Source organism: Lysobacter sp. M2-1, from assembly GCF_022662495.1.
GTDB lineage: Bacteria > Pseudomonadota > Gammaproteobacteria > Xanthomonadales > Xanthomonadaceae > JAKPBU01.
The window spans coordinates 1,081,459-1,107,669 of record NZ_JAKPBU010000001.1 but is presented as its reverse complement, the minus strand read 5'-3'; the positions used below and the strand labels follow the sequence as shown (position 1 = coordinate 1,107,669).

Annotated in this window: 24 protein-coding genes; 18 read left to right on the top strand and 6 right to left on the bottom strand. The window is 67.2% G+C overall.

The window, feature by feature from the left end; genetic code table 11:
- Positions 1-12: 12 nt before the first annotated feature.
- Together MC375_RS04845 and MC375_RS04840 are read left to right on the top strand one after the other, a co-directional pair.
- Entirely contained in the window at positions 13-1,791 is a 1,779-nt protein-coding gene (locus MC375_RS04845) for an endonuclease (protein ID WP_242102168.1), read from the top strand.
- Between the two features lie 154 nt (positions 1,792-1,945).
- Positions 1,946-2,749, top strand: a complete 804-nt coding sequence (locus MC375_RS04840; RefSeq protein ID WP_242102167.1) for a TatD family hydrolase — start codon at positions 1,946-1,948, stop codon at positions 2,747-2,749.
- Positions 2,750-2,805: 56 nt separating this feature from the next.
- Here the strand turns inward: MC375_RS04840 and MC375_RS04835 are convergent, their stop codons facing one another.
- The 3 genes from MC375_RS04835 to MC375_RS04825 form a co-directional block, all read right to left on the bottom strand.
- Positions 2,806-3,726: a DUF2167 domain-containing protein gene (locus MC375_RS04835; protein WP_242102166.1), complete on the bottom strand. Its 921-nt coding sequence runs from the start codon at positions 3,724-3,726 to the stop codon at positions 2,806-2,808.
- A gap of 62 nt (positions 3,727-3,788) precedes the next feature.
- A complete protein-coding gene (locus tag MC375_RS04830) occupies positions 3,789-4,598 on the bottom strand; it encodes an ABC transporter permease (RefSeq protein ID WP_343223555.1) in 810 nt (269 codons plus the stop codon).
- The gene (locus tag MC375_RS04825) at positions 4,595-5,557 is read right to left on the bottom strand and encodes an ABC transporter ATP-binding protein (protein WP_242102165.1); all 963 of its coding nucleotides are present in this window, start codon (positions 5,555-5,557) and stop codon (positions 4,595-4,597) included. The genes MC375_RS04830 and MC375_RS04825 overlap by 4 nt, the downstream gene beginning before the upstream one ends.
- Before the next feature lie 109 nt (positions 5,558-5,666).
- Between MC375_RS04825 and MC375_RS04820 the strand changes: the two genes are divergently transcribed.
- From MC375_RS04820 to MC375_RS04790, 7 genes are all read left to right on the top strand, one after another.
- On the top strand, positions 5,667-6,461 hold the full coding sequence (locus tag MC375_RS04820) for an FAD-binding oxidoreductase (RefSeq protein ID WP_277929361.1): 795 nt from the start codon (positions 5,667-5,669) through the stop codon (positions 6,459-6,461).
- A 210-nt stretch (positions 6,462-6,671) separates the two neighbouring features.
- Positions 6,672-7,259, top strand: a complete 588-nt coding sequence (locus MC375_RS04815) for a cytochrome P450 (RefSeq protein ID WP_242102163.1) — start codon at positions 6,672-6,674, stop codon at positions 7,257-7,259.
- 8 nt (positions 7,260-7,267) lie between these two features.
- Positions 7,268-7,657, top strand: a complete 390-nt coding sequence (locus tag MC375_RS04810) for a hypothetical protein (RefSeq protein WP_242102162.1) — start codon at positions 7,268-7,270, stop codon at positions 7,655-7,657.
- A complete protein-coding gene (locus MC375_RS04805) occupies positions 7,654-7,851 on the top strand; it encodes a helix-turn-helix transcriptional regulator (protein ID WP_242102161.1) in 198 nt (65 codons plus the stop codon). The genes MC375_RS04810 and MC375_RS04805 overlap by 4 nt, the downstream gene beginning before the upstream one ends.
- A gap of 70 nt (positions 7,852-7,921) precedes the next feature.
- Positions 7,922-9,460 carry an alpha/beta fold hydrolase gene (locus MC375_RS04800; protein WP_242102160.1) on the top strand — a complete coding sequence of 513 codons (1,539 nt, stop codon included), beginning with the start codon at positions 7,922-7,924 and terminating at the stop codon, positions 9,458-9,460.
- A gap of 48 nt (positions 9,461-9,508) precedes the next feature.
- Entirely contained in the window at positions 9,509-10,264 is a 756-nt protein-coding gene (locus MC375_RS04795; protein WP_242102159.1) for an ATP-binding cassette domain-containing protein, read from the top strand.
- Complete coding sequence (locus tag MC375_RS04790; RefSeq protein ID WP_242102158.1) at positions 10,261-11,454, top strand: ABC transporter permease; 1,194 nt, start codon at positions 10,261-10,263, stop codon at positions 11,452-11,454. Before MC375_RS04795 ends, MC375_RS04790 begins: the two co-directional genes overlap by 4 nt.
- Before the next feature lie 57 nt (positions 11,455-11,511).
- Here the strand turns inward: MC375_RS04790 and MC375_RS04785 are convergent, their stop codons facing one another.
- The 3 genes from MC375_RS04785 to MC375_RS17670 all read right to left on the bottom strand — a co-directional run bounded on the left by MC375_RS04785 (position 11,512) and on the right by MC375_RS17670 (position 13,212).
- Positions 11,512-12,546: an energy transducer TonB gene (locus tag MC375_RS04785; protein ID WP_242102157.1), complete on the bottom strand. Its 1,035-nt coding sequence runs from the start codon at positions 12,544-12,546 to the stop codon at positions 11,512-11,514.
- Between the two features lie 245 nt (positions 12,547-12,791).
- On the bottom strand, positions 12,792-13,031 hold the full coding sequence (locus MC375_RS17785) for an NAD(P)-dependent oxidoreductase (RefSeq protein WP_242102156.1): 240 nt from the start codon (positions 13,029-13,031) through the stop codon (positions 12,792-12,794).
- 46 nt (positions 13,032-13,077) lie between these two features.
- On the bottom strand, positions 13,078-13,212 hold the full coding sequence (locus MC375_RS17670) for a hypothetical protein (protein WP_277929285.1): 135 nt from the start codon (positions 13,210-13,212) through the stop codon (positions 13,078-13,080).
- A 35-nt stretch (positions 13,213-13,247) separates the two neighbouring features.
- Here MC375_RS17670 and MC375_RS04775 point away from each other — a divergent pair, with 35 nt between their 5' ends.
- The 9 genes from MC375_RS04775 (at position 13,248) to cysG (ending at position 26,176) form a co-directional block, all read left to right on the top strand.
- Positions 13,248-13,820, top strand: a complete 573-nt coding sequence (locus MC375_RS04775) for an ANTAR domain-containing protein (protein WP_242102952.1) — start codon at positions 13,248-13,250, stop codon at positions 13,818-13,820.
- Between the two features lie 7 nt (positions 13,821-13,827).
- Positions 13,828-14,907, top strand: a complete 1,080-nt coding sequence (locus tag MC375_RS04770; protein ID WP_242102155.1) for a CmpA/NrtA family ABC transporter substrate-binding protein — start codon at positions 13,828-13,830, stop codon at positions 14,905-14,907.
- Between the two features lie 448 nt (positions 14,908-15,355).
- Entirely contained in the window at positions 15,356-16,564 is a 1,209-nt protein-coding gene (locus tag MC375_RS04765; protein ID WP_242102154.1) for an alginate export family protein, read from the top strand.
- Between the two features lie 61 nt (positions 16,565-16,625).
- On the top strand, positions 16,626-19,091 hold the full coding sequence (nirB, locus tag MC375_RS04760) for a nitrite reductase large subunit NirB (RefSeq protein ID WP_277929284.1): 2,466 nt from the start codon (positions 16,626-16,628) through the stop codon (positions 19,089-19,091).
- A gap of 20 nt (positions 19,092-19,111) precedes the next feature.
- Positions 19,112-19,480 (top strand): nitrite reductase small subunit NirD, encoded by a 369-nt coding sequence (gene nirD, locus MC375_RS04755; protein WP_242102153.1) that lies wholly within the window; start codon positions 19,112-19,114, stop codon positions 19,478-19,480.
- A 2-nt stretch (positions 19,481-19,482) separates the two neighbouring features.
- On the top strand, positions 19,483-22,284 hold the full coding sequence (locus MC375_RS04750) for a nitrate reductase (protein ID WP_242102152.1): 2,802 nt from the start codon (positions 19,483-19,485) through the stop codon (positions 22,282-22,284).
- Positions 22,281-23,366, top strand: coding sequence for a DNA-binding protein YbiB (ybiB, locus tag MC375_RS04745; protein WP_242102151.1), 1,086 nt, complete (start codon positions 22,281-22,283; stop codon positions 23,364-23,366). The genes MC375_RS04750 and ybiB overlap by 4 nt, the downstream gene beginning before the upstream one ends.
- A complete protein-coding gene (locus MC375_RS04740; RefSeq protein ID WP_242102150.1) occupies positions 23,363-24,763 on the top strand; it encodes an MFS transporter in 1,401 nt (466 codons plus the stop codon). The genes ybiB and MC375_RS04740 overlap by 4 nt, the downstream gene beginning before the upstream one ends.
- A gap of 6 nt (positions 24,764-24,769) precedes the next feature.
- Positions 24,770-26,176, top strand: coding sequence for a siroheme synthase CysG (cysG, locus tag MC375_RS04735; RefSeq protein ID WP_242102149.1), 1,407 nt, complete (start codon positions 24,770-24,772; stop codon positions 26,174-26,176).
- Positions 26,177-26,211 lie beyond the last annotated feature (35 nt).

Sequence of the window (26,211 nt, the reverse complement as noted above, 5' to 3'; positions counted from 1 at the left end):
AAAGGACTTCGTATGCGCCGTCCCGCGCCCTTCCACCGGCATGCCCTTCTCGCCTGTTGCGCGCTTGCCGCACTGCTCATCGGCCAGCCCGCGCACGCGGCGGTGTTCATCAACGAATTCCACTACGACGACGCCACCTCCAGCGGCGACACCGGCGAGCGCATCGAAGTGGTGGCTACCGCGGGCGAGTCGCTCAGCGGGTACCGCATCTATCTGTACAACGGCTCCACGCCTTCGGCCGCGACCACCTACGACAACGATGCGGTCCCGGCCGGCAGCCTCGTGACCTGCGGCGCCAGCGTGCGCATCGCCACGCTGAGCTATCCCAGCAACGGCATCCAGAACGGGGCCAACGACGGTTTCGCCCTGGTCAACGCCAGCGGGCAAGTGGTGCAGTTCCTGAGCTACGAAGGCCAGATCACCGCCAGTAACGGCCCCGCCGCCGGCCGCACCAGCAGCAACCTGCCGGTCGCCGAGAGCGGCTCCACCGCGGCCGGCACTTCGCTGCAGCTGGGCGGCAGCGGCAGCAGCTACGGCAACTTCAGCTGGCGCAGCTCGGCCATCCAGACCTTCGGCCGCTGCAACAACGGCCAGAGCTTCAGTTCCGCCAGCAACACGCCGCCGGCAGTCACCGCGACCACGCCCGTTCAGGGCGCCACCGATTTTCCGGCCACGGGCAATCTCTCGGTGAGCTTCAGCGAAAGCGTGTCGCTGGTCAGCGGCGCCTTCACCCTGGCCTGCGCCACGTCCGGGAACGTCGCGCTGTCGCATGCCAGCAGCGGCAGCACGTTTTCGATTGATCCCGCAGCCACGCTCACGGCTGGCGAGAGATGTCTGTTCACCGTGGTCGCGAGCAAGGTCAGCGACAGCGGTGGCACGCATCCGGTGCAGGACACCGCGATCGATTTCGACATCGCGTCTGGAAGCACGCCCGGCGACTACTACGCGCGGGTCAACACCTCCAGCGCGTCGCAGCTGCGCTGCTCGCTGCACGAGACGATCCGCAACCACACCGTCTACCCCTACAGCGCCAGCGGCACCGACACCTGGGACATCCTGGAGCTCGCCGACGAGGATCCGAACAACGCCGGCCGCATCCTCGACGTCTACCGCAACCGCAGCTATCTCAAGGGCAGCGAGCGCGCGGGCACCGGCACTGGCATCACCTACAACCGCGAGCACACCTGGCCGAACTCGCTCGGCTTCGGCAGCGCCACCGGCGACAAGGGCCTGCCGTACGCGCCGTATACCGATACCCACATGCTGTATCTGAGCGACACCAGCTTCAACTCCGACCGCGGCAACAAGCCGTATGCGGCATGCACCCAGTCCGGCGGCTGCGGCGAGCGCGCGACCGAGGCCAACAACGGCTACGGCGGCGGTAGCGGCGTGTATCCGGGCAATTCCAACTGGGTGCAAGGCCCCGACGGCAACGGCGGCTCGTTCGAGGTCTGGGGCCACCGCAAGGGCGACATGGCACGCGCGGTGATGTACATGGCGATCCGCTACGAAGGCGGCGACGATTCGAACACCGGACAATCCGAACCCGATCTGGAGCTGACCAACGACCGCAGCAGGATCGTCATGACCTCGGCCTCGCCTGCCTACATGGGCCTGCTCTCGACTCTGCTGGCCTGGCACCAGACCGATCCGCCCGACGCAGCCGAACGCGAGCGCAACGAAGTGATCTACGAATTCCAGGGCAATCGCAATCCCTTCATCGATCATCCCGAATGGGCGAGCAGCGCGCTGTTCACTTCGAGCCAACCTTCGAGCTGTCAGTTGAACTGACTGCTTACGCCTGTGGGAGCGGCCTCGGCCGCGATGCTTCCACCGATTAGAGCGAGAAGGCACGGAGCATTCGCGACCGAGAGCCTGCCCCGGACCCGATCCGGGGTCGCTCTCATCTCGTTTTAGTCGTTGACTGCATTGCTAGACTTGCCCGATGCAACTGATCGACATTGGCGCCAACCTCACCCACGACAGCTTCGATCACGACCGCGATGCGGTGCTGCAACGCGCCCGCGATGCGGGCGTGGACCGGATCGTGGTCACCGGCGCGAGCCGCGAACACTCGCCCAAGGCGTTGGCGCTGGCGCTGCAGCATCCAGACTTCCTGTCTGCCACCGCCGGCGTGCATCCGCACCACGCGATCGAATACACCGACGAATGCGACGCCGAGATGCGCGCGCTGCTCGCGCATCCGCAGGTGGTCGCGGTGGGCGAAACCGGCCTGGATTATTTCCGCGACTTCTCGCCGCGGCCGGCGCAGCGCAAGGCCTTCGAACGCCAGTTGCAGATCGGCGCGGATCTGTCCGCCAACGGCCGCGGCAAGCCGCTGTTCCTGCACCAGCGCGACGCGCACGCCGACTTCATGGCGGTGATGAAGAACTTCGACGGCAGGCTGGGCCCAACCGTGGTGCATTGCTTCACCGGCACCCGCAAAGAGCTGTTCGACTACCTCGACCAGGACTGGTACGTCGGCATCACCGGCTGGCTGTGCGACGAGCGCCGCGGCCTGCACCTGCGCGAGCTGGTGAAGCACATCCCGGCGAACAGGCTGATGGTCGAAACCGACGCGCCCTATCTGCTTCCGCGCACCGTCAAGCCGCAGCCTTCGCACCGCCGCAACGAACCGATGTACCTGGCGCATATCGTCGAGGAACTGGCTCGCGACCGCGGCGAGGATCTCGAGGTCACCGCATCGGCCACCGTGGCCAGCGCGCGCGCGTTCTTCCGCCTGCCCTGAACGCAAACGGCCCGCGCATGGGCGGGCCGTAGCGTTCCTTTCTCGAGTACTGGCCTTCAGCTGACCGTCGCGGTTTTCGTCCGGTCGCGTTTGAACAGCCCGAAGATCTTCTTGCCGAAGGCCACGGCGACCAACGCCAGCGGAATCAGCAGCTTCTTGAGCCCGAGCAGCAGCACGCCCAGCTTGGCAAACAGCCCTGCCTTCGCCGCCAGGCCGCCGCCGATCAGCGCGGCGATGCCATAGGCGGCCACCTTGTCGGTCTTGCTGTCGTAGTCGGCGTAGCGCGCGCCCTGGTCGAACTCGACCTGCGGCAACAGCCGCTGCATGCCTGCCTGCACGTCCTTCAGGCCTTCCATGCCCGAAATGGCATTGAGGCTGAGGTAACCGCGGCGCCCGAGCACGCGGATGTCGTAATTGAGCGTGCGGCCTTCGCTGCCCTCGAATGCCAGCTCCTTGGCCCAGTACAGCTTCTTGGTGGTGGCATCGTAGTGCGGCGGCTCGGCCCAGCCGATCAGCTCGATGCCGCCATAGCCGGCCTCCTTGCGCGCAGCGTTCTCTTCACTGGTGCCGTCCTTCATCTCCTGCAGCAACTCGGCGTAGTCGATCTCGGCCGCGTCGTCGTCGGACACGTAGCCGTCGTCGGAATAAGTCACCACTACCGCCCAGCCCTGCTCGTCCAGCACGCCGCGTCCGCGCGGCACCACCAGGCCCAGCACGCTGTCGTCGGGCGGATTGCCCCAGAGCTGCTCCAGCACCTTGCGTGCATCGGCCGCCTCGAGATAGCGGAAATTCTGGTCCAGCCGGAAGCGCGCCTCCGCACCCGGCACCGCGACCTCGCCATCGCGGAACTTCAGCGAGGCCACCAGCGCCTGCGCCTGTTTTTGTGCTTCTTCCTGTCCCTGCGCCGCAGCGCCGTGCGCGATCGCGCCCAGGCCGACGGCCAACAGGCCGAGCAGCCATCCCTTCGCCAACGTCATGTCGGTGTCCCCTTGGAGTGACGGGCGTCCCCACGCCCGGGCATTAGTGTGCCGCGCCGCGTTCAGCTCCGCAAACCAACCCCGCGCTTGAGCAACCAAAGTCCCAATGTCGCCAGCCCGACCACGAAGCCCAGCATCAGCGCATACGCGATCCACAGCGGCACGTCGGACACGCCGAGCAGGCCGTAGCGGAAGGCGTTGACCATGTAGAAGATCGGGTTGGCCAGGGTCAGGGTCTGGGCCCAGTCGGGCAGCAGCTTGACCGAATAGAACACGCCACCCAGGTAGGTCAGCGGCGTGAGGATGAAGATCGGCACGATCGCCACGTCGTCGAACTTCTTGGCGTAGACCGCGTTGACGAAACCGGCCAGCGAAAAGATGGTGGCGCCGAGCAGTACCGTCGAGAGGGTCACCAGCGGGTGCGGCAGCCGCACCTTGGTGAAGAACATGGCGATGCACAGCACGATGATCCCGACCATCAGCCCGCGCAGCACCGCACCGGCGACATAGCCACCGAGCACCACCCAGCTGGGCATCGGGCTGACCAGCAGTTCCTCGACGTGGCGGCCGAACTTGGCGCCGAAAAAGCTGGAGGAAATGTTGCCGTAGCTGTTCTGGATCACGCTCATCATCACCAGCCCGGGGACGATGAAATCCATGTAGCGGATGCCGTCCATCTCCCCTACGCGCGAGCCGATCAGGCCGCCGAAGATCAGGAAGTACAGGGTCATGGTGATCGCCGGCGGCACCAGGGTCTGGCCCCAGATGCGCAGGATGCGCATCACCTCGCGGCGCATGATGGTGAGCAGCGCGACCCAGTTGCGGCTGGCGGTGCTGCCGCCTTCGGTCACGGGAACCTGCGATGCGTTCACGCCGCGGCCTCCGCATCGACGTGCTGACCGGTCAGGCGCACGAACAGCTCTTCCAGCCGGTTGGACTTGGTCCGCATCGAGCGCACGCGGATGCCGGCTTCGTTGAGCGCGGCGAACACACGGTTGAGGTCCATGGCCCGCGGCATGTCCAGGTCCAGCGTGTGGTCGTCCACCGCCACCAGCGTGGCACCGTCGATCGCCGGCAATGTCTGCGGCAGTGCGCCTTCGATGTCGAACAGGAAGCCCTCCACATCGAGCTTGGCCAGCAGCGACTTCATCGGCCCCTGGTCCACGATCACGCCCTTGTCGATGATCGCCAGGTTGCGGCACAGGCTTTCGGCCTCCTCCAGGTAATGGGTGGTGAGGATGATGGTGGTGCCGGCGGCGTTGATCTCGCGCAGGGTCTTCCACATGCCGCGCCGGATCTCGATGTCCACGCCGGCAGTGGGCTCGTCGAGGATCAGCAGCCGGGGCCGGGTCATCATGGCGCGCGCGATCATCAGCCGCCGTTTCATTCCCCCAGAAAGCGTGCGGCTCATCTTGTCGGCCTTGTCCCACAGCTGCGCGCGCTTGAGCTCTTCCTCCGCGCGCACCAGCGCCCGGGCGCGCGGAATGCCGTAGAAGCCGGCGTAGTTGACCAGGATGTCGCGCGGCTTTTCGAACATGTTGAAGTTCAGTTCCTGCGGCACCAGGCCGAGCAGGCGCATGGCCGCGTCGCGCTGGCGGGCGATGTCCACGCCGAACACCGACACATCGCCCGAGCTCTTGTTGACCAGCGAGGAGACGATCCCGATCAGGGTCGATTTGCCCGCGCCGTTGGGCCCGAGCAGGGCGTAGAAGTCGCCGGGGGCCACTTCGAGCGAGACGCCCTTGAGCGCGTGGACGCCGTTGTCGTAGGTCTTGCGCAGCTCATGCACCCGAAGAGCTGGCACCGGCAGCGCCGCGGGCGCCGTTTCCATGGAATTTCCGGAGCTCATGTATCACCTGGGCCGCAGCACGTGCGGCGGGGCCGGTAGTATAGGCGGCTCGTTCGCGACGCTCCGGCCACGGTGCGTTGCACCGCCTGCCCTGGTGCGGGCCCCGAAGCGGAAACCGCATTTGGCTATTGTCCATTTCCCTTTGCAGCTGGTGTCGCGGCGCATGCTGGCCCCGAGCGTGGCCCATCTTGGATTCGTCCGAGCCGACGGCCTGCCGCTGGATTTCATTCCCGGCCAGTTCGTCCAGGTGCATTTCCACTATGCCGACGGCACCCCGACCAAGCGGTCCTACTCGCTGGCGACCGTACACGATCACGCCCTGGGACCGGGCGAGTCGGTGGAGATCGCGGTGAGTTACGTTGCCGGCGGGGCGGCGACCGCCCTGTTCGAAGGGCTCGAGTTCGGCGGAACCGTCGATGCCAGCGGGCCCTATGGGCGCTTCTGCCTGATGCCCGCCGATACCAACCGCCGCTACCTGCTGGTCGGCACCGGCACCGGCGTCACGCCGTATCGCGCGATGCTGCCTTCGATTGAGAAGCTGATCGGCGAGCGCGGCGTGGAAGTGGTCCTGTTGTTCGGCGCCCGCAATCCGGGCGAGCTGCTGTACGGCGACGAGTTCCGCGCCTTCGCCCAGGTCCACCCGGGCTTCCGCTTCGTTCCCTGTTTCTCGCGCGAATTGCCGGCGCCAGGCTCTCCGCAGGCGCACCCGGATGTACGCCACGGCTACGTGCAGAACTTCCTTGACGAATTCGCACCGAATGCGGAAGGCGACATCGCCTACCTGTGCGGCAACCCGAACATGGTCGATGCCTGTTTCGAGCACCTCAAGGGCCGCGGCCTGCCGGTGCCGCAGATCCGCCGCGAGAAATACGTCAGCAGCAAATAGGATTCGCAGCGGATCTCCCGCCATGCGCAGCGCGCGTGGCGCTCACCAGCGGGCGAACCCGTGCTTCGCAAGCACCGCCGGACTCGCCCACCGCCAGAAATTACGTCAACAGCAGGACAGCGCTCCGCCACCAGCCCTGTCAAGGGTGCTTGACAAGGCCATGGACGGCCCTCTAGGCTTCCTGTCAAGCACGCTTGACAGCCCTGTCCCATGACCCGCCAGCGCCGTATCGCCCTCGCCCTGTGCCTGACCGGCCTTGCCCTGGTTGCGGGCGCCTGGGCCGCCCGTGGCCTGGGAGCGCCGATCGGTGCGACTGGGTTGCGGGTGGTGAGCGGCGCCGGGGCAGCCTGCGTTCTGGCTGGACTGCTGGCATGGTGGTCGCCCGAAGCCTGCGACAGTGCGACGCCGGCGCAACGCCAGCGTTATCTGCACGCCTTCCTGCCGGCCATGGCGGCCTATGTGGTGGTGCTGTTCGCCTCCGTCTGGCTGCTCAGGCGGATCGACGACCCGGTCTGGCTGCGTGCGCTGATCGCACTGACGCCAGTGGTGCCGATCGTCCTGGCCCTGCGCGCGGTCGTGCGCTACATCCGCGAGATCGACGAGCTGCAGCAGCGGATCGAACTGGAAGCGGTGTCGATCGCGACCGCACTGGTGTCCCTGGCCTACCTGGCCGCAGGTTTCCTGCAGTTGGCCAAGCTCATCGCCGTGCCCGCCGACATCGCCATGATCTGGGTGTTTCCGCTGATCTGCCTGTGCTACGGCATCGCCAAGGTGCTGGTGGCGCGGCGTTATCGCTGAGGTCCCGTATGCGTCCCGCCAACGTTCGCTATCACCTGCGTTCCGTCCCGCCGCTGTTGCTGGTGATCGTGCTGATGCTGTTGCCACGCTGGCTGCCGACCGGAGGGCCCGACGCGGTACGCATCGCCTTGCGCCTGCTGCCGCTGGTGCCGATGGCCTTCATCTATCTGTTGTACCTGCGCTACCTGCGCGAATCCGACGAACTCGAGCGCAAGGTGGAAGTCGAGGCGCTGGCGCTGTCGGCAATCGCCACGATGCTGGTCGGGCTCGGCGCACTGTTGTTGGGTGAGGAATCCGGCATCGCGCCGCGCGCGGAAACGTCGCTGGTCGCAGTCCTGCTGGTGCAGGTCGGCAGCTACATGCTGGCGCGGTTGTGGCTGCGGCGCCGCTACGGATGAACAACCGCCTGCGCGAACTGCGCGAACTGCATGGCTGGTCGCAGGGCGAGCTGGCCGAGCGGCTGGACGTGTCGCGGCAGACCATCAACGCCCTGGAAACGGGCAAGTACGACCCGAGCCTGCCGCTGGCGTTCCGGATCGCACGCCTGTTCCGCAAGCGCATCGAGGACCTGTTCCTGCCCGACGAGGGCTGACCCACCCGTCCGAACACCGGACGACTGTTGTCCTCTACCACCATTGTTCGAACCCGAAGAGGCCCGCTCCATGATGTCGCGCAAGACCAGAACATTCCTCGCCCTGACCGCGGTGGCCGCGGTGATCGGCTACAGGATGTGGAAACCGGACGCCGACGCGAGCCGCGCGGCTCCGGAGTCCGAACCGGCAGTGCATGTCGCGGCGCCCGTCAAGCCGCGCACGCTGGGCCGGCTCGCCTTCCAGGCGTGCAGCCTCAGCTCGCCCTGGACCCGGAACGCGCTGGAAGCCCAGTGCACCCGCCTGACCGTGCCCGAGGATCCGCGCCGGCCTGATGGCCGCAAGATCGCGCTCAACATCGCCTGGCTGCCGCCCAGCAGCGAAACCGACATTGCCCCTGACCCGGTGTTCTTCCTCGCGGGCGGGCCCGGCCAGTCGGCGGTGGAGAGCTATCCCATGCTCGACCGGGCATTCGCCGAAGTGCGCAAGCACCGGCACGTGATCCTGGTCGACCAGCGCGGCACCGGCCAGTCCAATCCGCTCGAGTGCGCCGTGGACGACGATGCAGACACCTCGCCCGCGAGGCTGGAGGCCCTGGCCTCGGCGTGCGTGGCCAAGCTGTCCGCAAAGGCCGACCTGCGCCGCTACACCACGACCGACGCAGTGGCCGATCTGGAAACCGTGCGCACGGCCATCGGCGTTGACCAGGTCAACCTGGTCGGCGTGAGTTACGGCACCCGCGTGGCGCAGCAGTATGCGATGCGGCATCCGCAGGCCATCCGCAGCATCGTGCTGGATGCGCCCGTGCCCAACACGCTGCAGCTGGGCAACATCTTCGCCCGCAACCTGGACGACGCGCTGGCCCTGCAGTTCGCGCTGTGCAGCAAGGCACCGGCGTGCAAGGGCCGGCTCGGCGACCCGCGCGCCGAACTCGATGCGCTGCTCGCCCAGCTGCGCGCCGCGCCCGTGACCGTGCAGTATCGCGACGCATCCAGCGGCGAACAGGTCGAGGGCGTGCTGCGTGCCGAGACCGTGGCCGGCCTGGTCAGGATGTACGCCTACATGCCGGCGGCGGGTGCGCTGTTGCCCAAGCTGATCCACGAGGCCAACAACGGCCGCCACGCGGGGCTGATGGCACTGGCCCAGCTGATGCAGGGGGATATGCAGGAAAGCATCGCCGCAGGCATGCAGCTATCGGTGATCTGCAGCGAAGATGGCAAGAGCATGGTCGTGCGCGCCGAAGACGCCAATACCGTGCTCGGCAACCAGATGCCGGTCGTCATGGCGGCGATGTGCAAGCCCTGGCCCAGGGGCGATATGCCTAGCGATTTCCATTCCGCGCTGGCGACCAAGGTGCCGGCCCTGGTGCTGGCCGGCGAATTCGACCCGGTCACCCCGCCGCGCTATGGCCGGGAAGTGGTGAAGACCCTGCCGAACGGGCGCCTGTTCGTGCTCCGCGGCCAGGGTCATAACGTGATCGGCGCCGGCTGCATGCCCAAGTTGTTCGCGCAGTTCGTCGAAAAGGCCGATGCCAGGGCACTGGATGGCAAATGCCTGGAGCAACTCAATTACGTGGCGCCGTTCACCAGCTTCAACGGCTGGGAACCGTGAGCGCGCCGCGCCGCGGGATTGCCACCCCATACGAACAGGACTGATCCGATGATCGTCGCAGAATCTCTACGCAAGACCTTCCCCGGCCGGGGCAAGGACAAACACAGGGTCGTCGCGGTGGACGACGTCGGCTTCACCGCATTCGACGGCCAGATCACCGGCCTGCTCGGTCCCAACGGCGCCGGCAAGACCACCACCTTGCGCATGCTCTACACGCTGATGACGCCCGAGCATGGACGCGTGCTGGTGGATGGCGTGGACGTGGCTGCCGATCCAAACACGGTACGCCGTAACCTGGGCGTATTGCCGGATGCGCGCGGCGTGTACAAGCGCCTGAGCGCGCGCGAGAACATCACCTACTTCGGCGAATTGCACGGCATGTCGGCGAGCGAGATTGCGCAACGCACAACGAAGCTGGCCAGCGCATTGCAGATGGAGGACTTTCTCGATCGCGCCACGGAAGGCTTCAGTCAGGGCCAGCGCACCAAGACCGCGATCGCGCGCGCGCTGGTGCACGACCCGAAGAACGTGATCCTGGACGAGCCCACCAACGGCCTGGACGTGATGACCACGCGCGGCCTGCGTGGATTCCTGAAGGAACTGCGCGCCGAAGGGCGCTGCGTGATCTTCTCCAGCCACATCATGCAGGAGGTCGCCGCGCTATGCGATCGCATCGTGGTGATCGCGCACGGCCGGGTCGTGGCCCAGGGCAGCACCGACGAACTGCGCGCCGCCGCCGGCGAGGACAACCTCGAGGACGCCTTCGTCAAACTGATCGGCAGCGAAGAGGGACTGCACGCATGAACAAGGTTTCCTTCCTCGGCACCATGCTGACGGTGATGCGCAAGGAACTGCGCGACTTCACCCGCGATCGGCGCACCTTGCTGCTCACCCTGCTGGTGGCGCCGCTGCTGTACCCGGTGATCTTCCTGGGCATGGGCAAGCTCTCGGAACTGCGCAAGGAAACCCAGCTGGACAAGCCGCTGGAGCTTCCCGTGGTCGGCATCGAACGCGCACCCAATCTGATCGCCTACCTCGCCGGCAACGGCATCAATGCCAAAGCCGCGCCTACCGACATCGAGGCCCGCATCCGTTCGCAGCAGGAAGACGTGGCACTGGCGATCGATCCGGAGTTCGCCCGCGACTGGCGCGCCGGCAAGCCGGCCAAGGTCGAGATCGTGACCGACACCACCCGTCGCAATGCCGACGTGCCCGCCGCACGCGTGCGCGAGGCGTTGAACCAGTACGGGCAAACCGTGGGCTCGCTGCGCCTGCTGGCGCGGGGGATCAACCCGATGGTCGCTGCGCCGCTCAATACCGGCACCCGCGACCTGGCCACGCCCGAAGCCAAGAGCGGCATGTTCATGACCATCCTGCTGCCGATGATCCTGACCATCTTCGCCTTCATCGGCGGCTCGCACCTGGCGATGGACACCACCGCGGGCGAGCGCGAGCGGCAGTCGCTGGAGCCGCTGCTGGCCACCCCGGCATCGCGCGGCGCGCTGGTCAGCGGCAAGATGGCCGCGGCGGTGCTGCTGGGCGTCGTCTCGATGCTGCTGATCCTGCTCTCGTTCAAGGCCAGTGCCAGCCTGGCCACCGGCGCGACGGTCTCGCTGGACGTGAGCTTCGCAGCGATGGGCAAGCTGCTGCTGATCCTGCTACCGCTGGTGCTGATCGGCACCGCCCTGCTGACCTGCCTGGCCGCGGCGGCCAAAAGCATGAAGGAGGCACAGAGCCACATCATCTGGCTGATGATGCTGCCGATGCTGCCGGCCTACGCGCTGATGGCCTACCCGATCAAGGACATGGCGCTGTGGCAGTACGCGGTGCCGTTCCTGTCGCAGAACCAGCTGATCCAGAAGGTCACCCGCGGCGAATCGGCTGTGCCGGAGCAGTGGGCGGTGTACCTGGCCGCCTCGTTGGCGCTGGCCGCACTGCTGTGGCTGGCGGCGGTATGGCGTTACCGGCAGGAGAAACTGGCGATCTCCGCCTGAAGGATGGCAGAAAGCAAGAGCCCGGCGTTGCCGGGCTCTTGCTCACCGTCGAGTCCGTCAGCCGCCAGGGTTGAAAGCGATCGTCCGGCGCGTGGTCACCGAACTGGCGACCGGCTGGAATCGCCACTTGTTCACGGCGCTGATCGCAGCGCGATCGAAAACACGCGGCGGCGTCGCGCGCACGACGCGGGCATTGGTGACGGTGCCGTCGGTATCCACCGTGAACTCCACCAGCACCTCGCCGGATTGCTCCAGCCTCAGGGCGCTGGGCGGGTACACGGGCGCGGGGGTACTGATGGCGCGCAATGCGGTCGACGTGGATGCCGGCGCCGATGCCGCGGGTGGCGGGCTTGCCGGAGCGGCAGGCTGCTGCGCCTGGCGCTGTTCGGCCGCGCGCTGTTCGGCGGCACGTTGCTCGGCCGCGCGCTGTTCGGCGGCACGCTGGGTGGCAGCGGTCTGCTCGGCAGCCTGCTGCGCGGCGAGCTGCTGCGCGGCCTGCTGCTGCGCCCGCTGCTGCTCGGCCAGGCGTTCGCGTTCGAGGTCGGCCTGGCGCTTGGCCTCCTCCTCGGTTTGAGCTTCGGCTGCGGCGGTGCGCTGGGCCAGCGTCGTCTGGGCGTCGGCGATGCCCTGCTTCAGGCGCGGCAGGGCCGGGGCCTGCGGATCGACCTTCTCCATCAGCGCATGCAGGCGCTGGGCTTCGCCGAGATCGTCCCGGGCGATGCTCTGCTCGGCTGCAATCAGCGCGTAGGGCATCAGATCGGTCAGGGCGCTGGCGACCGCGGCATCCGTGGGCGCCTTGTCACGCAGGGCCACGTAGTACTCCATGGCGTTGTCGCCGGCCGGCGCGTACAGGCGCTGCTCGCTGAGCGCCTTGTTGGCCGCCTCGCGCAGCTGATCGACGCCCATCGCCGCCACCTGCGAGGAAACCGCCTGCTGTGGCGGCGCCTGTTGCTGTTGCGCGGCAGGCGCCTGCTCGGCACCGGGCTGATCTGCCGCCTGTTCCTTCTTGCACGCACCGATCGCGCACAAGGCCAGCACCAGCACCGAGGCGCGTACTGCGCGCCGGGAACCGGAATTCATTACCCACGACATATGGTGTCTCCCCCAAATCCATGCATCTGCGCGCATGTGTGCCAAGGACGCGACAGGCCGCGGCGTTTGTCAACTCTTCGCCCCGACTGCCCGGTGTTGCGGCCCTTCAGCGCCCTGTAGAGGGCAAAATACGTGACGAAGGTCACGCCATTTCTGTTCGCGTTGGCGTGACGGCGCGCGTCCGGAAGTGCCGATCCGTGTCTGGCAGCCACGGGCACTTCGCCACTTGCCGATGCAAAACGCGCTCAGCACGCGCACGCGATCCATGATCGCGGGGCCTGGAACGTCGACAGCTCCGCATCATCGACGAGATTGGCCAGGCGCCGGCGCCGGCCGGCTTCGGCCGCCCGCCGGGCATTGAAGGCGCGGTCGTCGGTGGCGGCCACGACCAGCCAGACCTCGTCCAGCCAGGCCGGCGCGAAATCGCCCTCGCGGCGCCGCGGCGGGATCTGCGCCAGCCACTGCGACAGCGCAACGTCGAGCACATAGGCTTGGCTGCACCTGCGCCCTGGCCTACAGCAGTGCCTCCACCTAGTGCGTGGCGACCTCGCCGCCGCCCACCACCAGCACCTCGCGGTCCGAAAGATCGGCGAACAGCGGGAACAGCGGCATGGGATCTCCCGCCGGAAAAGAGGGCTCGCGAGCGCTTATGCTGCATGGCAACATGGGGTCGATTCCCGACCCCGACCTCGCCTGCGATGCTGCGCATTCTGCTGGTCAACGATACCGAGAAGCCGATTGGCGAGTTGCGCGACGCGCTGCTGGCTGCAGGCTACGAAGTATTGGAAGAAGTGGCAGCGGCCGGGGCGCTGCTCAAGGCGGTGGAATTGCAGCAGCCGGACGTGATCATCATCGACGTCGATTCGCCTTCGCGCGACACGCTGGAACAGCTGGCAGTGGTGCACCACCACGCGCCGCGGCCGGTGGTGATGTTCTCGGCCGACGGCGACGACCAGTTGATCCGCGCGGTAGTCGGAGCCGGGGTCACCGCCTATGTCGTGGACGGACTGGCGCCGGCGCGGCTGACACCGATCATCCAGGTGGCGCTGGCGCGCTTCGAGCAGCAGTCGCAGGTGCGCCGCAGGCTGGATGAAGTGCAGCAGCAGCTTGGCGACCGCAAGCTGATCGAGCGCGCCAAGGGTCTGCTGATGGACAAGCGCGGCATGAGCGAGAGCGAGGCGTACGCCGCGCTGCGCCAGCAGGCGATGAAGCACGGTCTGAAGCTGGCGGACGTGGCCCGCCGGATCATCGCCTTGGCCGATTTGTTGGGATGAGGCACGCATGACTGTTCACGACGACACCGGATCCCGGATCCTGCAGGTGGGTTACATCCCGCTGATCGATTGCGCGCCGCTGGTCGCGGCCGTGCGGCTGGAACTGGATCGCAAGTACGGCCTGCGGCTGCAACTGCAGCGGCAGGCCTCATGGGCGGCCATCCGCGACAAGCTGCTGTCGGGAGAGCTGGACGCGGTGCACGCACTGACGGGCCTGGTCTACGGCGTCGAAACCGGCATCGGCGGTCCGCGCGCCGACCTGGCCATCCTGCTCACCCTCAACCAGAACGGCCAGGCCATCACCCTGTCGCCGTCGCTGGCGCGGGGGTTGGAACAAGGCATGCCGCTGCACGAACTGCTGGCCGCGCTGCCGCGGCGGCCGGTATTCGCGCAAACCTTCCCCACCGGCACCCATGCCATGTGGCTGTACTACTGGCTGGCCGCGCAAGGCGTGGACCCGATGGCATCCATTCAAAGCGTGACCCTGCCGCCGCCACAGATGCCCGCAGCGCTGGCACGCGGCGAACTGGATGGTTACTGCGCGGGCGAGCCCTGGGCGGCGCAGGCCGAGGTGCTCGGCGCCGGTCGACGGGTGATTCGCAGCGGACAACTCTGGCCGGGGCACCCGGAAAAGGTGCTGGCCTGCCGCCGCGAGTTCGCGGCCCTGCAGCCGGAGACGGCGGCCGCCTTGACCGCCACGCTGCTGGAGGCCTGCCGCTGGCTGGACGTATCGGCAAACAGGCAGCAGGCGGTGGACTGGCTCGCCGACCCGGACGTGATCGGCCTGCCGGCCGAACGCATCGCAGCCTGCCTGCTGCCTTCCGATCGCGACGACCCGGCGCAATCGCTGCGCTTCCATGCAGACGGCGAGGTCAATTTCCCCTGGCGCTCGGACGGCCTCTGGTTCTTGCACCAGTTTCGCCGCTGGGGCTGGCTGCCGGCCGCCAGCCACGAGGCCGACGCCGCACTGCTGGACAATGTGCGCCGCGTCGAGACCTATCGCCAGGCGGCAACGTGGCTGGAGGTGCCGGTTCCGACCGGCGACACGCGGCACAGCGCATTGTTCGACGGGGCGCGCTGGAGTTGATCTTTGCCGCAGCCGGTTTTGAAGCCCCTCTTCCAACGGGAGAGGGGTTGGGGTCAGGGGATTACGAGTGCAGTGCGCGGCGCTTTCTTCCTTCGTTTCGGAGAACAGCGGATGCTGCAGTGCACAACAACAGTGCATCGCAGGCGCCTAGATGGTGCAAAAGGCAATGCGCAGGCCGATTCTGCGCCTGGCAGCCACCCCACGTTTGACGCGCAAGCGCTTGAATTCCTTGCGGATGCATCGGTGCGTCCGGCGCAGCGGGCAATTGGCACGTTGATTGCTCTGTAGTTCCGTGTGGGCACAACGGCGTGCCCGCCACAATCCGAATCTCGTAGCGCGGCCAACGGCGGCCTGCTTACTGCACAGACAACGGCGTCTTTCCTAGCGAAAGCTGGGGGCACGCCGTTTTTTTGTTTCCAGCAGACGTTCTTCACGACGCGAGGCTTTCATGCGCAGCAAATTCGTCTTCATCGCCAGTGGTCTGCTGCTATCCACCCCCGCATTCGCGGCCGAAACCACGATCGTGCCCATCGTCGATCTGCGTCTGCGCCAGGAGAGCGTGGAGCAAGCGGGTCTTGCTCACGATGCGGAGGCGATCACCTTGCGTGGACGCGTAGGCGCGGAGATCAGCAACGGGGCATTCGCGTTCCTGGCCGAAGCCGAAGGGACAATAGCGATCGACGAGCACTACAACAGCGGGCTCAACGGCAAGACGGCCTACCCGCTGGTGGCCGACCCCGAGAATGTTGAATTGAATCGGGTGCAGGTCCAGTACAAGGGATTCAGCAACACCGTGCTGACCGTGGGCCGTCAGCGCATCAATCTGGATGACCAGCGTTTTGTCGGCGCGGTTGGCTGGCGCGACAACGAGCAGACGTTCGACGCGGCGCGGGTGGAATGGATCGGCCCGGGCAAGTTGAAGCTGGATGCCAGCTACGTCTGGAGCGTGCGCACGATCTGGGGGAAAGATGGGACCGGAGCGCGCCAGCAGGCGGTCGATGGCGACAACTTTCTGGCCAACCTTTCCTACCCGACGCCGTGGGGAACGCTGAGCACGTTCACCTATCTGATCGACCAGGACGAAGTCGCGGTGTCCGGGCGGCGATTGTCCAGCCAGACCTATGGCCTGCGCTTTGCGGGCGTGCGTCCGTTCGCCGCCGTCAAACTGAACTACGCGCTCAGTTACGCCGCGCAAAGCGACTATCACAACAACCCAAACCATTATTCCGCAGAGTACTGGCTGGCCGATGGCGGGGTGGATATCGGCATGGTCCGGCTGGGTGCCGGCTACGAGGTGCTGGGAGCGGACACGGGTCTGGCACTGACCAGCTTCCAGACGCCGCTGGCCACCGGGCACAAATTCCACGGCTGGGCCGACCAATTCCTGACCACGCCTCCCGATGGTTTGCACGATGCGTATTTTTCGCTCGGCTGGAATCGCAAGCAGCTCGGAAAGCTCAGCAACGTCGGCGTGAACGCCGTCTGGCACCGGTTCGACAGCGATCGCCTGTCGCAGGATTACGGCGATGAACTGGATTTGATCGCAACCGCCAAGGTCGGCAAGTTCAACCTGCTGGCCAAGTACGCCGATTACCGCGCCGACCGATTCTCCACCGACACGCGCAAGACGTGGTTGCAGGTCGAGTGGTCTTACTGAAGCCATCGTCGGGCCTGCCCTTCAGGTCACGGGGCGGGTTTCGGCAAACAGGGCATAGCGTATGAGTACCCAGAAAAAACCAAAATTGGTGCTGGTCGGCAACGGCATGGCCGGCGTCCGCGCCCTGGAAGAGTTGCTGAAACTCGCGCCAGATCTTTACGACATCACCGTCTTCGGTGCAGAACCGCATCCCAACTACAACCGGATCCTGCTTTCGCCAGTGCTGGCTGGCGAACAGACGCTGGAACAGATCGTCCTCAACGACTGGGCCTGGTACCGGGAGCACGGCATCACCCTGCACGCCGGAAAGAAAGTCGCCCGCATCGATCGGGCGACGCGTCGTGTCATCGCGGAGGACGGCACCGAGGCCGAGTATGACCGCCTTTTGCTGGCCACCGGTTCGACGCCTTTCATCCTGCCGATCCCGGGGCGCGAGCTGGGCGGCGTGCTCGCCTATCGAGACATCGCCGACACCGAGGCGATGATCGCCGCGGCGGCGAAACATCAACGCGCGGTCGTGATCGGCGGCGGCCTGCTGGGGCTGGAGGCGGCCAACGGGCTCAAGCATCGCGGCATGGACGTCACCGTGGTGCATCTGCTCGATCACCTGATGGAGCGGCAACTCGACCCGACCGCAGCCAACCTGCTCAGGATCTCGCTGGAACAACGCGGCATCGCCTTTGCGATGGCGCGCAAGACCGAAGCCCTGCTCGGCGACGAAAACAACCGCGTGCGTGCCGTGCGCTTCGCCGATGGAGAGGAAATCCCCGCCGAGCTGGTGGTCATGGCGATCGGCATCCGCCCCAATGCCGAACTGGCCGAGCAGTGCGGGCTTCACTGCAATCGCGGCATCGTCGTCGACGACACGATGATGACCTACGATCCGCGCGTCTACGCCATCGGTGAGTGCGCCAGCCATCGCGGCGTCGCCTACGGACTGGTGGCGCCGCTGTTCGAGCAGGCCAAGGTCTGCGCCAACCACCTGGCACGCTTCGGCATCGGCCGTTACGCGGGATCGATCCTGTCGACCAAGCTCAAGGTCACCGGCATCGACCTGTTCTCCGCCGGCGATTTCATGGGCGGCGAAGGAACCGAGGAAATCATCCTCTCGGACCCGATCGGCGGCGTGTACCGGAAACTCGTCCTGAAGGAAGACAAGCTCATCGGCGCCTGCCTGTATGGCGATACGGCCGACAGCTCGTGGTATTTCAAGCTGTTGCGCGATGGCCGCAACGTTGCCGACATCCGCGATTCGCTGATGTTCGGGGAAAACAATCTCGGCGACACCGGACACGGCGGCGCAGACCGCGCCATGGCGATGGCGGACGATGCCGAGGTCTGCGGCTGCAACGGCGTGTGCAAGGGCACGATCGTTTCGGCGGTCAGGAGCAAGGGCCTGTTCACGGTCGACGACGTGCGCAAGCACACGAAGGCATCGAGTTCGTGCGGTTCGTGCACCGGCCTGGTCGAACAGATCCTGGCCAGCACGCTGGGCGGGGAATATTCGGCCGCGCCGAAGAAGAAGCCGATGTGCCCGTGCACCGAGCACAGCCACGAGGAAGTGCGCGCTGCGATCCGTGAGGAACATCTCACCGAAATGACGGCGACGATGCAGTACCTGGGCTGGAAGACGCCCAACGGCTGCGCGAGCTGCCGCCCCGCGCTCAACTACTACCTGACCAGTACCTGGCCGCACGAGGCGCGCGACCAGCCGCAGTCGCGCTTCATCAACGAACGCGCGCATGCCAACATCCAGCGCGATGGCACCTATTCGGTGGTGCCGCGCATGTGGGGCGGCATCACCAGCGCGAGCGAGCTGCGCCGCATCGCCGATGTCGTCGACAAGTACCAGATCCCCACGGTCAAGGTCACCGGCGGCCAGCGCATCGACCTGCTCGGGGTCAGGAAAGAGGATCTGCAGGGCGTCTGGCGCGACCTGGACATGCCCAGCGGCCATGCCTACGCCAAGGCGCTGCGCACGGTGAAGACCTGCGTGGGTTCGGAGTGGTGCCGCTTCGGCACCCAGGATTCCACCCGCATGGGCATCGAGCTGGAGCGGGCGTTGTGGCGCATGTACGCGCCGCACAAGGTCAAGCTGGCGGTGTCGGGCTGTCCGCGCAACTGCGCCGAATCCGGAATCAAGGACGTCGGCGTGATCGGCGTGGATTCCGGCTGGGAGATCTATGTCGGCGGCAACGGCGGCATCAAGACCGAGGTCGCGCAGTTCTTCTGCAAGCTCAAGACGCACGAGGAAGTGCTCGAGTATGCCGGCGCGTTCCTGCAGTTATACCGCGAGGAAGGGTTCTACCTCGAGCGCACGGTGCACTACATCGGCCGCGTCGGACTGGACTACTGCAAGCGCCGCGTGCTCGAGGACGCCGAAGGCCGCCGAGCGCTGTACGCGCGCCTGCGCGACGCCCTGCGCGACGAGCCGGACCCCTGGCACGAGCCGGCCAAGGCGCAGGTCGACCTGCGCCAGTTCAAGCCGATTCCCATCCGCCTCGAGGACCTGGCTTATGCGGACTAGCTGCCTGTGCAGGGCTTGCCATGACTGACCGCCACGATTGGTTGCGCGTGTGCGCACGCGAGGATATCCCCGTGCTCGGCGCGCGCATCGTGAGGCGCGAAGGCCGCGACGATGTCGCCCTGTTCCGGACCCAGGACGATCATGTGTTCGCGGTCGTCGACCGCTGCCCGCATCGCGGCGGGCCGTTGTCGCAAGGCATCGTGCACGGCCGTAGCGTGACCTGTCCCCTGCATGGCTGGAACATCGGCCTGGACGATGGCCAGGCGGTCGCGCCCGACGTCGGCTGCGCGCGGGTGTTCCAGGTGCGCGAACACGATGGCGATGTGTATCTGCGGCGCGACGAGCTGTTCGCGCAGGACTCGCCCGTGGCGCTGGCCTGTAGCGCCTGAGTATGAAGGTCGCGGCCTCCTACATCCCGCCGCCGCGACGCGAGACGCGCTCGACCTGCTGCTACTGCGGGGTCGGTTGCGGGGTGGTGATCGAAAGCGAAACCGGCGTCGACGGCCATGCGCGCATCGTCGGCGTGCGTGGCGATGAAACGCACCCGGCCAACTTCGGCCGCCTGTGCTCCAAGGGATCGACGCTGCATCTCACCGCCGCCCCGGATGTCTACGCACAGGTGCGCGCGCTGCGGCCCGAGTTCCGCCGCCAGCGCGGCCAGCCGCGCATCGCGGCAAGCTGGGACGACACGCTCGATTACGTCGCCGCGCGGCTCGGCGACATCGTCCAGACACACGGCCCGGACGCGTTGGGCTTCTACATCTCCGGCCAGCTGCTGACCGAGGACTATTACGTCTTCAACAAGCTGGCGAAGGGGCTGGTCGGCACCAACAACATCGATACCAATTCGCGGCTGTGCATGAGCTCGGCCGTCGCCGGCTACAAGCGCACGCTGGGTGCGGATGCGCCGCCGTGCAGTTACGAGGATCTCGACCACGCCCGCACGGTGTTCGTCGCCGGCGCCAATCCCGCGTTCGCGCACCCGATCCTGTTCCGCCGGTTCGAAGATGCGCGCGCGCGCAATCCGGCGGTGCGGCTGATCGTGGCCGATCCGCGCCGCACCGATACCGCCGAAGCCGCCGACCTGCACTTGCCGCTGGCGCCGGGCAGCGACGTGGCCCTGTTCCTCGGCATGCTGCACGTGCTGATCGACGAATCGTTGATCGATCGCGACTACATCGCCGCGCACACCGACGGCTTTGCCGACCTGGAATCGCTGGCGCGCGAATGGACGCCGGCGCGCGCGGCGTCCGCCTGCGCATTGCCGCAGGCGGACATCGTGACCGCCGCGCGCTGGTTCGCCGATGGCCCGTCGCTGTCGCTCTACTGCCAGGGTCTGAACCAGTCCACTTCCGGTACGGACAAGAACGCCGCGTTGATCCAGCTGCACCTGGCCACCGGCCAGATCGGCAAGCCCGGCGCCGGTCCGTTCTCGCTTACCGGCCAGCCCAATGCGATGGGCGGGCGCGAGGTCGGCGGCATGGCCAATCTGCTCGGCGGCCATCGCGACCTGGCCAATCCGGTGCATCGCGCGGAAGTCGCCGCGCTGTGGGGCGTGCCCTCGGTTCCGGAGCAGCCGGGCAGGACCGCCGTGGAAATGTTCGAAGCGGCCGCCGACGGCGCGATCCGTGCGCTGTGGATTGCCTGCACCAATCCGGCCCAGTCGCTGCCCGACCAGCGCATGGTCCGCCGCGCGCTGGAGCGGGCAGAGTTCGTCGTGCTGCAGGATGCCTATGCCAGCACCGCAACCGCGCCCTACGCCGATGTGCTGCTGCCGGCCAGCACCTGGGGCGAGAAGGACGGCTCGGTGACGAATTCGGAACGCCGCATCTCGCGCGTACGCGCCGCGGTGCCCGCGTATGCGCAGTCGCGCGCGGACTGGCAGATCGCACGCGACATCGCGCAGCGACTGGAGCCACGGTTGCGCCCGGGACGACCAAGCCTGTTTGCGTACGACACGCCCGAAGACGTCTGGAACGAACACCGCGAGAGTACCCGCGGCCGCGATCTCGACATCACCGGCCTGTCGTACGCGATGCTGGACACGCAAGGCCCGCAGCAGTGGCCGTTGCCGCAGGGCGAGACCACCGGCAAGCCGCGTCTGTACGGCGACGGCGTCTTCGCCACGCCCGACGGCCGCGCGCGCTTCGTCGCCGCGGGCCCGCGCGCGCTGGCCGAACCGGCCGATCGTCGCTATCCCTTTGCCCTGGGCAGCGGCCGCCTGCGCGATCAATGGCACGGCATGAGCCGCACCGGCACGGTGACGCAATCGTTCGGACATGCGCCGGAACCGGCGATCGACGTGCATCCGGACGATGCCGCACGCATCGGCGTCGGCGAACACGATTTCGTCTATGTCACCTCGCGACGTGCCAGCCAGGTCATGCGCGTGCGCCTGGACGACAGCCTGCAACCGGGCAGCACGTTCGTCGCGATGCATTGGGGCGGCGAATGGGTGGGGGGTCGCTCCAGCCGCGCCTCGGCGCTGGGCGTCAACGGGCTGACGACGCCCGCGCTCGATCCGACGTCCAGGCAGCCAGAACTCAAGCACGCCGCGGTGAAGCTGCTGAAGGCCGATCTGCCGTGGCAATGGGTGGTGGCGGGCTATCTCCCCGACGAGGATTGGCTGACATCGCAGCAGCGTCTGCGAGCCGGCTATGCGGACTACGCCTACGCCAGCTGCGTTCCGTTCGGACGCGAACGCAATGGGCTGGTGTGGCGAGTGGCTGCGCACGAACCTGCCTCCGCGGTGCAGATGCAGGAAGTGGAGCGTCTGTTCGGCCTCGACGATCGTGCACGGGTACTCAGCTACAACGATGCGCGGCGCGGCTCGACGCGCCGCCTGCGCATCGACGACGGGCGCCTGACCGCCGTGTCGCTCGCCGGCGACGTCTCGGCCTATGGCTGGCTGAGGGACATGCTGGCCAGCGGCGAGCCGATTTCCGCGCTTGGCCGCCTGCTGCTGCTGCCCTCGCGGTCCCCTCCGGCGGCGCACCGACCGCGTGGCCGCACGATCTGCAACTGCATCGGCGTCACCGAGCAGGCCATCCATGAGTGGCTGGCCGCGCCCCGCGGCCGGGTCGCCGACATGCTCCCGGGATTGCAGGCCGCATTGCGCTGCGGAACCCAATGCGGTTCGTGCGTGCCGGAGCTCAGGCGGATGATCCGCGAGCACGCGGAGCCCGTCACATGACCGGCGCCGCTTTGGACATCACCGCCATGCTGCGCGAACTCGGCCGTGGCGCGCGCGCAGCGCGTGCGCTGTCGCGCGAACAGGCGCGCGGCGTGTTCGCCGCCATGCTGGCCGGCGAAATCGATCCGCTGCGCCTGGGCGCGTTGCTGATCGCGTATCGCATCAAGGGCGAAACCGCCGAAGAACTTAGCGGCATGCTCGACGCCGCGCACGCCACCCTGGCGCCGATGCGGCTTGCGCCGCCTGCCGCGACGACCAGCACGCCCGTCGTGATCGCCAGCTACAACGGCGCGCGCCGGTTGCCGAACATGGTGCCGCTGCTGGCCATGTCGCTGGCCGCGCGCTGCGTGCCGGTGCTGGTGCATGGCGACGGGGCGGACGGCTATGGCCGCGTCAGCAGCGCCTCGGTATTTGCCGAACTCGGCATCGGCGCCTGCGCATCGCAGGCGGAGGTGGCAGCGGCGCTCGCCTCGCAGCGGCCCGCATTCGTCCCGATCGAGGTGCTGTCGCCGCCACTGGCCCGCCTGCTCGCCCTGCGCGAGCGCATCGCCCAGCGCAACTCGGCGCATACGGTGGTCAAGCTGCTCAACCCGTTCGCAGCGCCCGCATTACGCCTGGTCAATTACACGCATCCGCCGTATCGCGACATCCTGTTCGAGCTGTTCAACGTGGTCGCGCCGCCGCCCGCGCCCGGCGTGCTGCTCGCGCGCGGCACCGAGGGAGAAGCCACGGCGGACCCACGGCGCCAGGTCGCGGTCGAATGGCTGGCCGATGGTTCGGCGCAAACCGTAATCGCTTCCAACGGCGAAGCCGGCGGCACCGTTGCGCTCCCGGCACCAGACGCCATCGGCACTGCAGGCTGGACCGCGCGCGTGCTCGCCGGCGAAGCCGCCATGCCCGCGACGTTGCAACGGCAGATCGAGGTCATCGTCGCCTGCAGTCGACGTCCCGGTGTCGATGACGCCAGGCGGGACATCGCGGCTACGCACCCGGCAGTGGGAGCGCGCTTCACGGCATCCGCCACCGTGAAGCGGACGGGTCGCATTGGCGCGGAATCACTGGGTGAGGAGGTCGTAAAATGAAACATGTACTGAGCCATGTGCGCGGTGGCGACTGGAAGTCGCTGCTTGCCTGCTTCCTGTATTTCGATACCGGTTTCACCGTGTGGGTGATGTACGGCCCGCTGGCGCAATCGATCAGCGGCGACCTGGGACTGTCGCCGTCGCAGAAGGCGTTCCTGACCGCGGTGCCGGTGCTGTCGGCCGCGTTGTTGCGGGTGACCTTCGGCAACCTGTACCAGGCCATGGATGGCCGGCGATTGGCGTTGCTCGGCATCGTGCTGTCGGCGATTCCGTCGGCGGTGCTGCTGTTTCTGCCAACGATGCCTTCGTTGACCCTGCTGCTGGTGCTGGGCGTGCTGCTGGGCATGGGTGGGGCCAGTTTCGCCGTGGCCTTGCCGATGGCCGGCAGTGGCTATCCGCCGAATGTGCAGGGACTGGTGCTGGGCCTGGCCGCGGCCGGCAATATCGGCGCAGTGGTCGATGGCTTCCTGTTTCCGACCCTGGCCGAGCGTGTGGGTTGGCAACACTCGATGGCGGCGGCGTTGCCGCTGCTGGCGCTTTCCGCCGGGGCCTTGCTGCTATGGGCGCAGGATCGTGCGCCCAAATCCGGTAGCGTGCCGCGTGCCGCCACGGGGTTCGCCGCCACGCTGGGGGTACTGGTCGTGCTGGTATTGATCGTCAATGCCGGGCTGTTCGGATTGGGCGGCAAGCCCGGCATGCTGCTGTTGCCGGTGATCGGCTCCCTGTTCGTGGTCGCGGTGCTGCCGCGGCGCTACCGGAGCGTGTTCGCCGAACGCGACACCTGGGCGATGATGTTGATCTACTCGATCACGTTCGGCGGCTTTGTCGGTATGTCGTCCTACGTCAGCCCGCTGCTGATCGACATGTACGGTCTTTCGCAGGTGCACGCCGGACTGTGGATGGCAGCGCTGGCATTCACCGGGGCGATGCTGCGGCCGGTCGGCGGCTGGATCGCCGACAAGGTGTCCGGTGTGCGCGCCTTGCTGGTGCTGCTGGCAGCGATCGCCGTGTGCGATGTGGGTTTCGCCGTGTTCAAGCCCGGCGTGCAGGGCGGCATTGCGCTGCTGGTGGCCCTGTACGTGGCCTTCGGCCTGGGCAATGGCGCATCGTTTCAGCTGGTGTCGCAGCGCTGGGTCGGCAAGGCCGGATTGATGTCGGGCGTGATCGGCGCCGCGGGCGGCATCGGCGGTTTCTATCTGCCGATGGCGCTGGGCACCGCCAAGGAGAATCTGGGCAGCTACTGGGTCGGCTTCGCGGTCTTCGGCGGCATTTCGGCCGCTGCGTGGCTGATGCTGGCCGCGCTGCGCCGGGAATGGCTGGCCTGGGCGCTGCCCGAGGAAGAAGAGGTGGAAGACGACACGGCCCTGTCCCTGGGCGGCGCGACCGAAACGGTCTAGCGCCCGATGAGCAGGACGTTGTTTCCGCTCTTCGCCGACCTGCACGACCGTCCGGTCCTGCTGGTCGGTGGCGGGGAGATCGCCGAACGCAAGGCGCAGCTGTTGCTGGACGCGGGAGCGCGACTCAGCGTGGGTGCGCCGACGCTCACCGCGACGCTGCAGGCATGGTGCAGCGCCGGACGCATCGCGCATCTGCCCGGTCCGTTTCAACCCGGCTGGATGTCGGGCCAGCGCCTGGTGATTGCCGCCACGGATGATGTCGCCGTCAACCGGCAGGTGGCCGCCGCTGCCGAAGCGCACAACGTCTTCGTCAATGTCGTCGACAGCGTGGAGCTTTCCAGCTTCCAGGTTCCGGCGACGGTCCACCGCACACCGTTGGTGATTGCGATTTCCTCGGGCGGCGCGGCGCCGATGCTTGCGCGGCGGGTACGCGAGCGGCTGGAAGCGTCGCTGGAACAGTCCCTGGGGCCGCTGGCCCGGCTGCTGGAAGGGTTTCGTTCGCGGATTCGCGAGCGCTTCCCCACTCTGTCGCGGCGACGCCGCTTCTACGAGGAGATACTGGGCGGCGAGGTCCCGCGCCTGGTCGAACAGGCGCGGGTCACCGACGCCGGCCAGGTATTGAGCGATGCGCTGGAGGCTGCCGACACCATTGCTTCCGGTGTCGGCAGCGTGACCCTGGTCGGGGCCGGCCCAGGCAATCCGGAGTTGCTGACGTTAGCCGCGCTGCGCGCGCTGAACACGGCCGACGTGATCCTGTTCGATCGCCTGGTGTCTCCCGGTGTTCTGGCCATGGCGCGACGCGACGCGGAGATGATCGACGTCGGCAAGCAAGGCGGCGGCCTGCACGTGCCGCAGGAGCGCACGCACGAACTGTTGCTCGAACACGCACGCAACGGTTCGCACGTGGTGCGGCTCAAGGGCGGCGACCCGTTCGTATTCGGCCGCGGGGGCGAGGAAATCGAGTTCCTGCGCGCGCACGGTGTGCCGTACCGCGTGATTCCGGGCATCACCGCCGCGCTGGCCTGCGCCGCCTATGCCGGCATCCCCCTGACCCATCGCGATCAAGCGCAGTCGCTGCGGCTGCTCACCGCGCACTGCAAGATCCGCTTCAGCGATGAAGAGTGGACTGCGCTCGCCGCCGGCCGGCAGACGCTTGCGATCTACATGGGTGTGCGTGAGCTGCCCACGTTGCGCGAGCAGCTGCTGACTCACGGCATGCCGCCGGATACCTCGTTTGCCCTGGTCGAGAATGGCAGCCTGCCGCAGCAACGCACGATCTGCGGCGTGCTGTCGGAGCTACCGGAACTGGCTGCACGACACGCGGTGCAATCGCCGGCGCTGCTGATCCTCGGTCCGACGGCCGCTAACGCCCAGCGCCTGCACTGGTATGGCGCGTCGCCGCTGGCGCGTTAGCTTCCTCGCCATTCTTCGGTTGCGGTTGTTCGATC

Bases quoted from the DNA above. Each gene is read 5' to 3' on its own strand.
- MC375_RS04835 (WP_242102166.1), bottom strand. From the start codon at position 3,726: ATGACGTTGGCGAAGGGATGGCTGCTCGGCCTGTTGGCCGTCGGCCTG.
- cysG (WP_242102149.1), top strand. From the start codon at position 24,770: ATGAGCAGGACGTTGTTTCCGCTCTTCGCCGACCTGCACGACCGTCCG.
- MC375_RS04750 (WP_242102152.1), top strand. From the start codon at position 19,483: ATGAAGGTCGCGGCCTCCTACATCCCGCCGCCGCGACGCGAGACGCGC.
- MC375_RS04845 (WP_242102168.1), top strand. From the start codon at position 13: ATGCGCCGTCCCGCGCCCTTCCACCGGCATGCCCTTCTCGCCTGTTGC.
- nirB (WP_277929284.1), top strand. From the start codon at position 16,626: ATGAGTACCCAGAAAAAACCAAAATTGGTGCTGGTCGGCAACGGCATG.
- MC375_RS04740 (WP_242102150.1), top strand. From the start codon at position 23,363: ATGAAACATGTACTGAGCCATGTGCGCGGTGGCGACTGGAAGTCGCTG.
- MC375_RS04800 (WP_242102160.1), top strand. From the start codon at position 7,922: ATGATGTCGCGCAAGACCAGAACATTCCTCGCCCTGACCGCGGTGGCC.
- MC375_RS04825 (WP_242102165.1), bottom strand. From the start codon at position 5,557: ATGGAAACGGCGCCCGCGGCGCTGCCGGTGCCAGCTCTTCGGGTGCAT.
- MC375_RS04805 (WP_242102161.1), top strand. From the start codon at position 7,654: ATGAACAACCGCCTGCGCGAACTGCGCGAACTGCATGGCTGGTCGCAG.
- MC375_RS04810 (WP_242102162.1), top strand. From the start codon at position 7,268: ATGCGTCCCGCCAACGTTCGCTATCACCTGCGTTCCGTCCCGCCGCTG.
- MC375_RS04770 (WP_242102155.1), top strand. From the start codon at position 13,828: ATGACTGTTCACGACGACACCGGATCCCGGATCCTGCAGGTGGGTTAC.
- MC375_RS04815 (WP_242102163.1), top strand. From the start codon at position 6,672: ATGACCCGCCAGCGCCGTATCGCCCTCGCCCTGTGCCTGACCGGCCTT.
- ybiB (WP_242102151.1), top strand. From the start codon at position 22,281: ATGACCGGCGCCGCTTTGGACATCACCGCCATGCTGCGCGAACTCGGC.
- nirD (WP_242102153.1), top strand. From the start codon at position 19,112: ATGACTGACCGCCACGATTGGTTGCGCGTGTGCGCACGCGAGGATATC.
- MC375_RS17670 (WP_277929285.1), bottom strand. From the start codon at position 13,212: ATGTTGCCATGCAGCATAAGCGCTCGCGAGCCCTCTTTTCCGGCGGGA.
- MC375_RS04795 (WP_242102159.1), top strand. From the start codon at position 9,509: ATGATCGTCGCAGAATCTCTACGCAAGACCTTCCCCGGCCGGGGCAAG.
- MC375_RS04765 (WP_242102154.1), top strand. From the start codon at position 15,356: ATGCGCAGCAAATTCGTCTTCATCGCCAGTGGTCTGCTGCTATCCACC.
- MC375_RS04840 (WP_242102167.1), top strand. From the start codon at position 1,946: ATGCAACTGATCGACATTGGCGCCAACCTCACCCACGACAGCTTCGAT.
- MC375_RS04785 (WP_242102157.1), bottom strand. From the start codon at position 12,546: ATGTCGTGGGTAATGAATTCCGGTTCCCGGCGCGCAGTACGCGCCTCG.
- MC375_RS04790 (WP_242102158.1), top strand. From the start codon at position 10,261: ATGAACAAGGTTTCCTTCCTCGGCACCATGCTGACGGTGATGCGCAAG.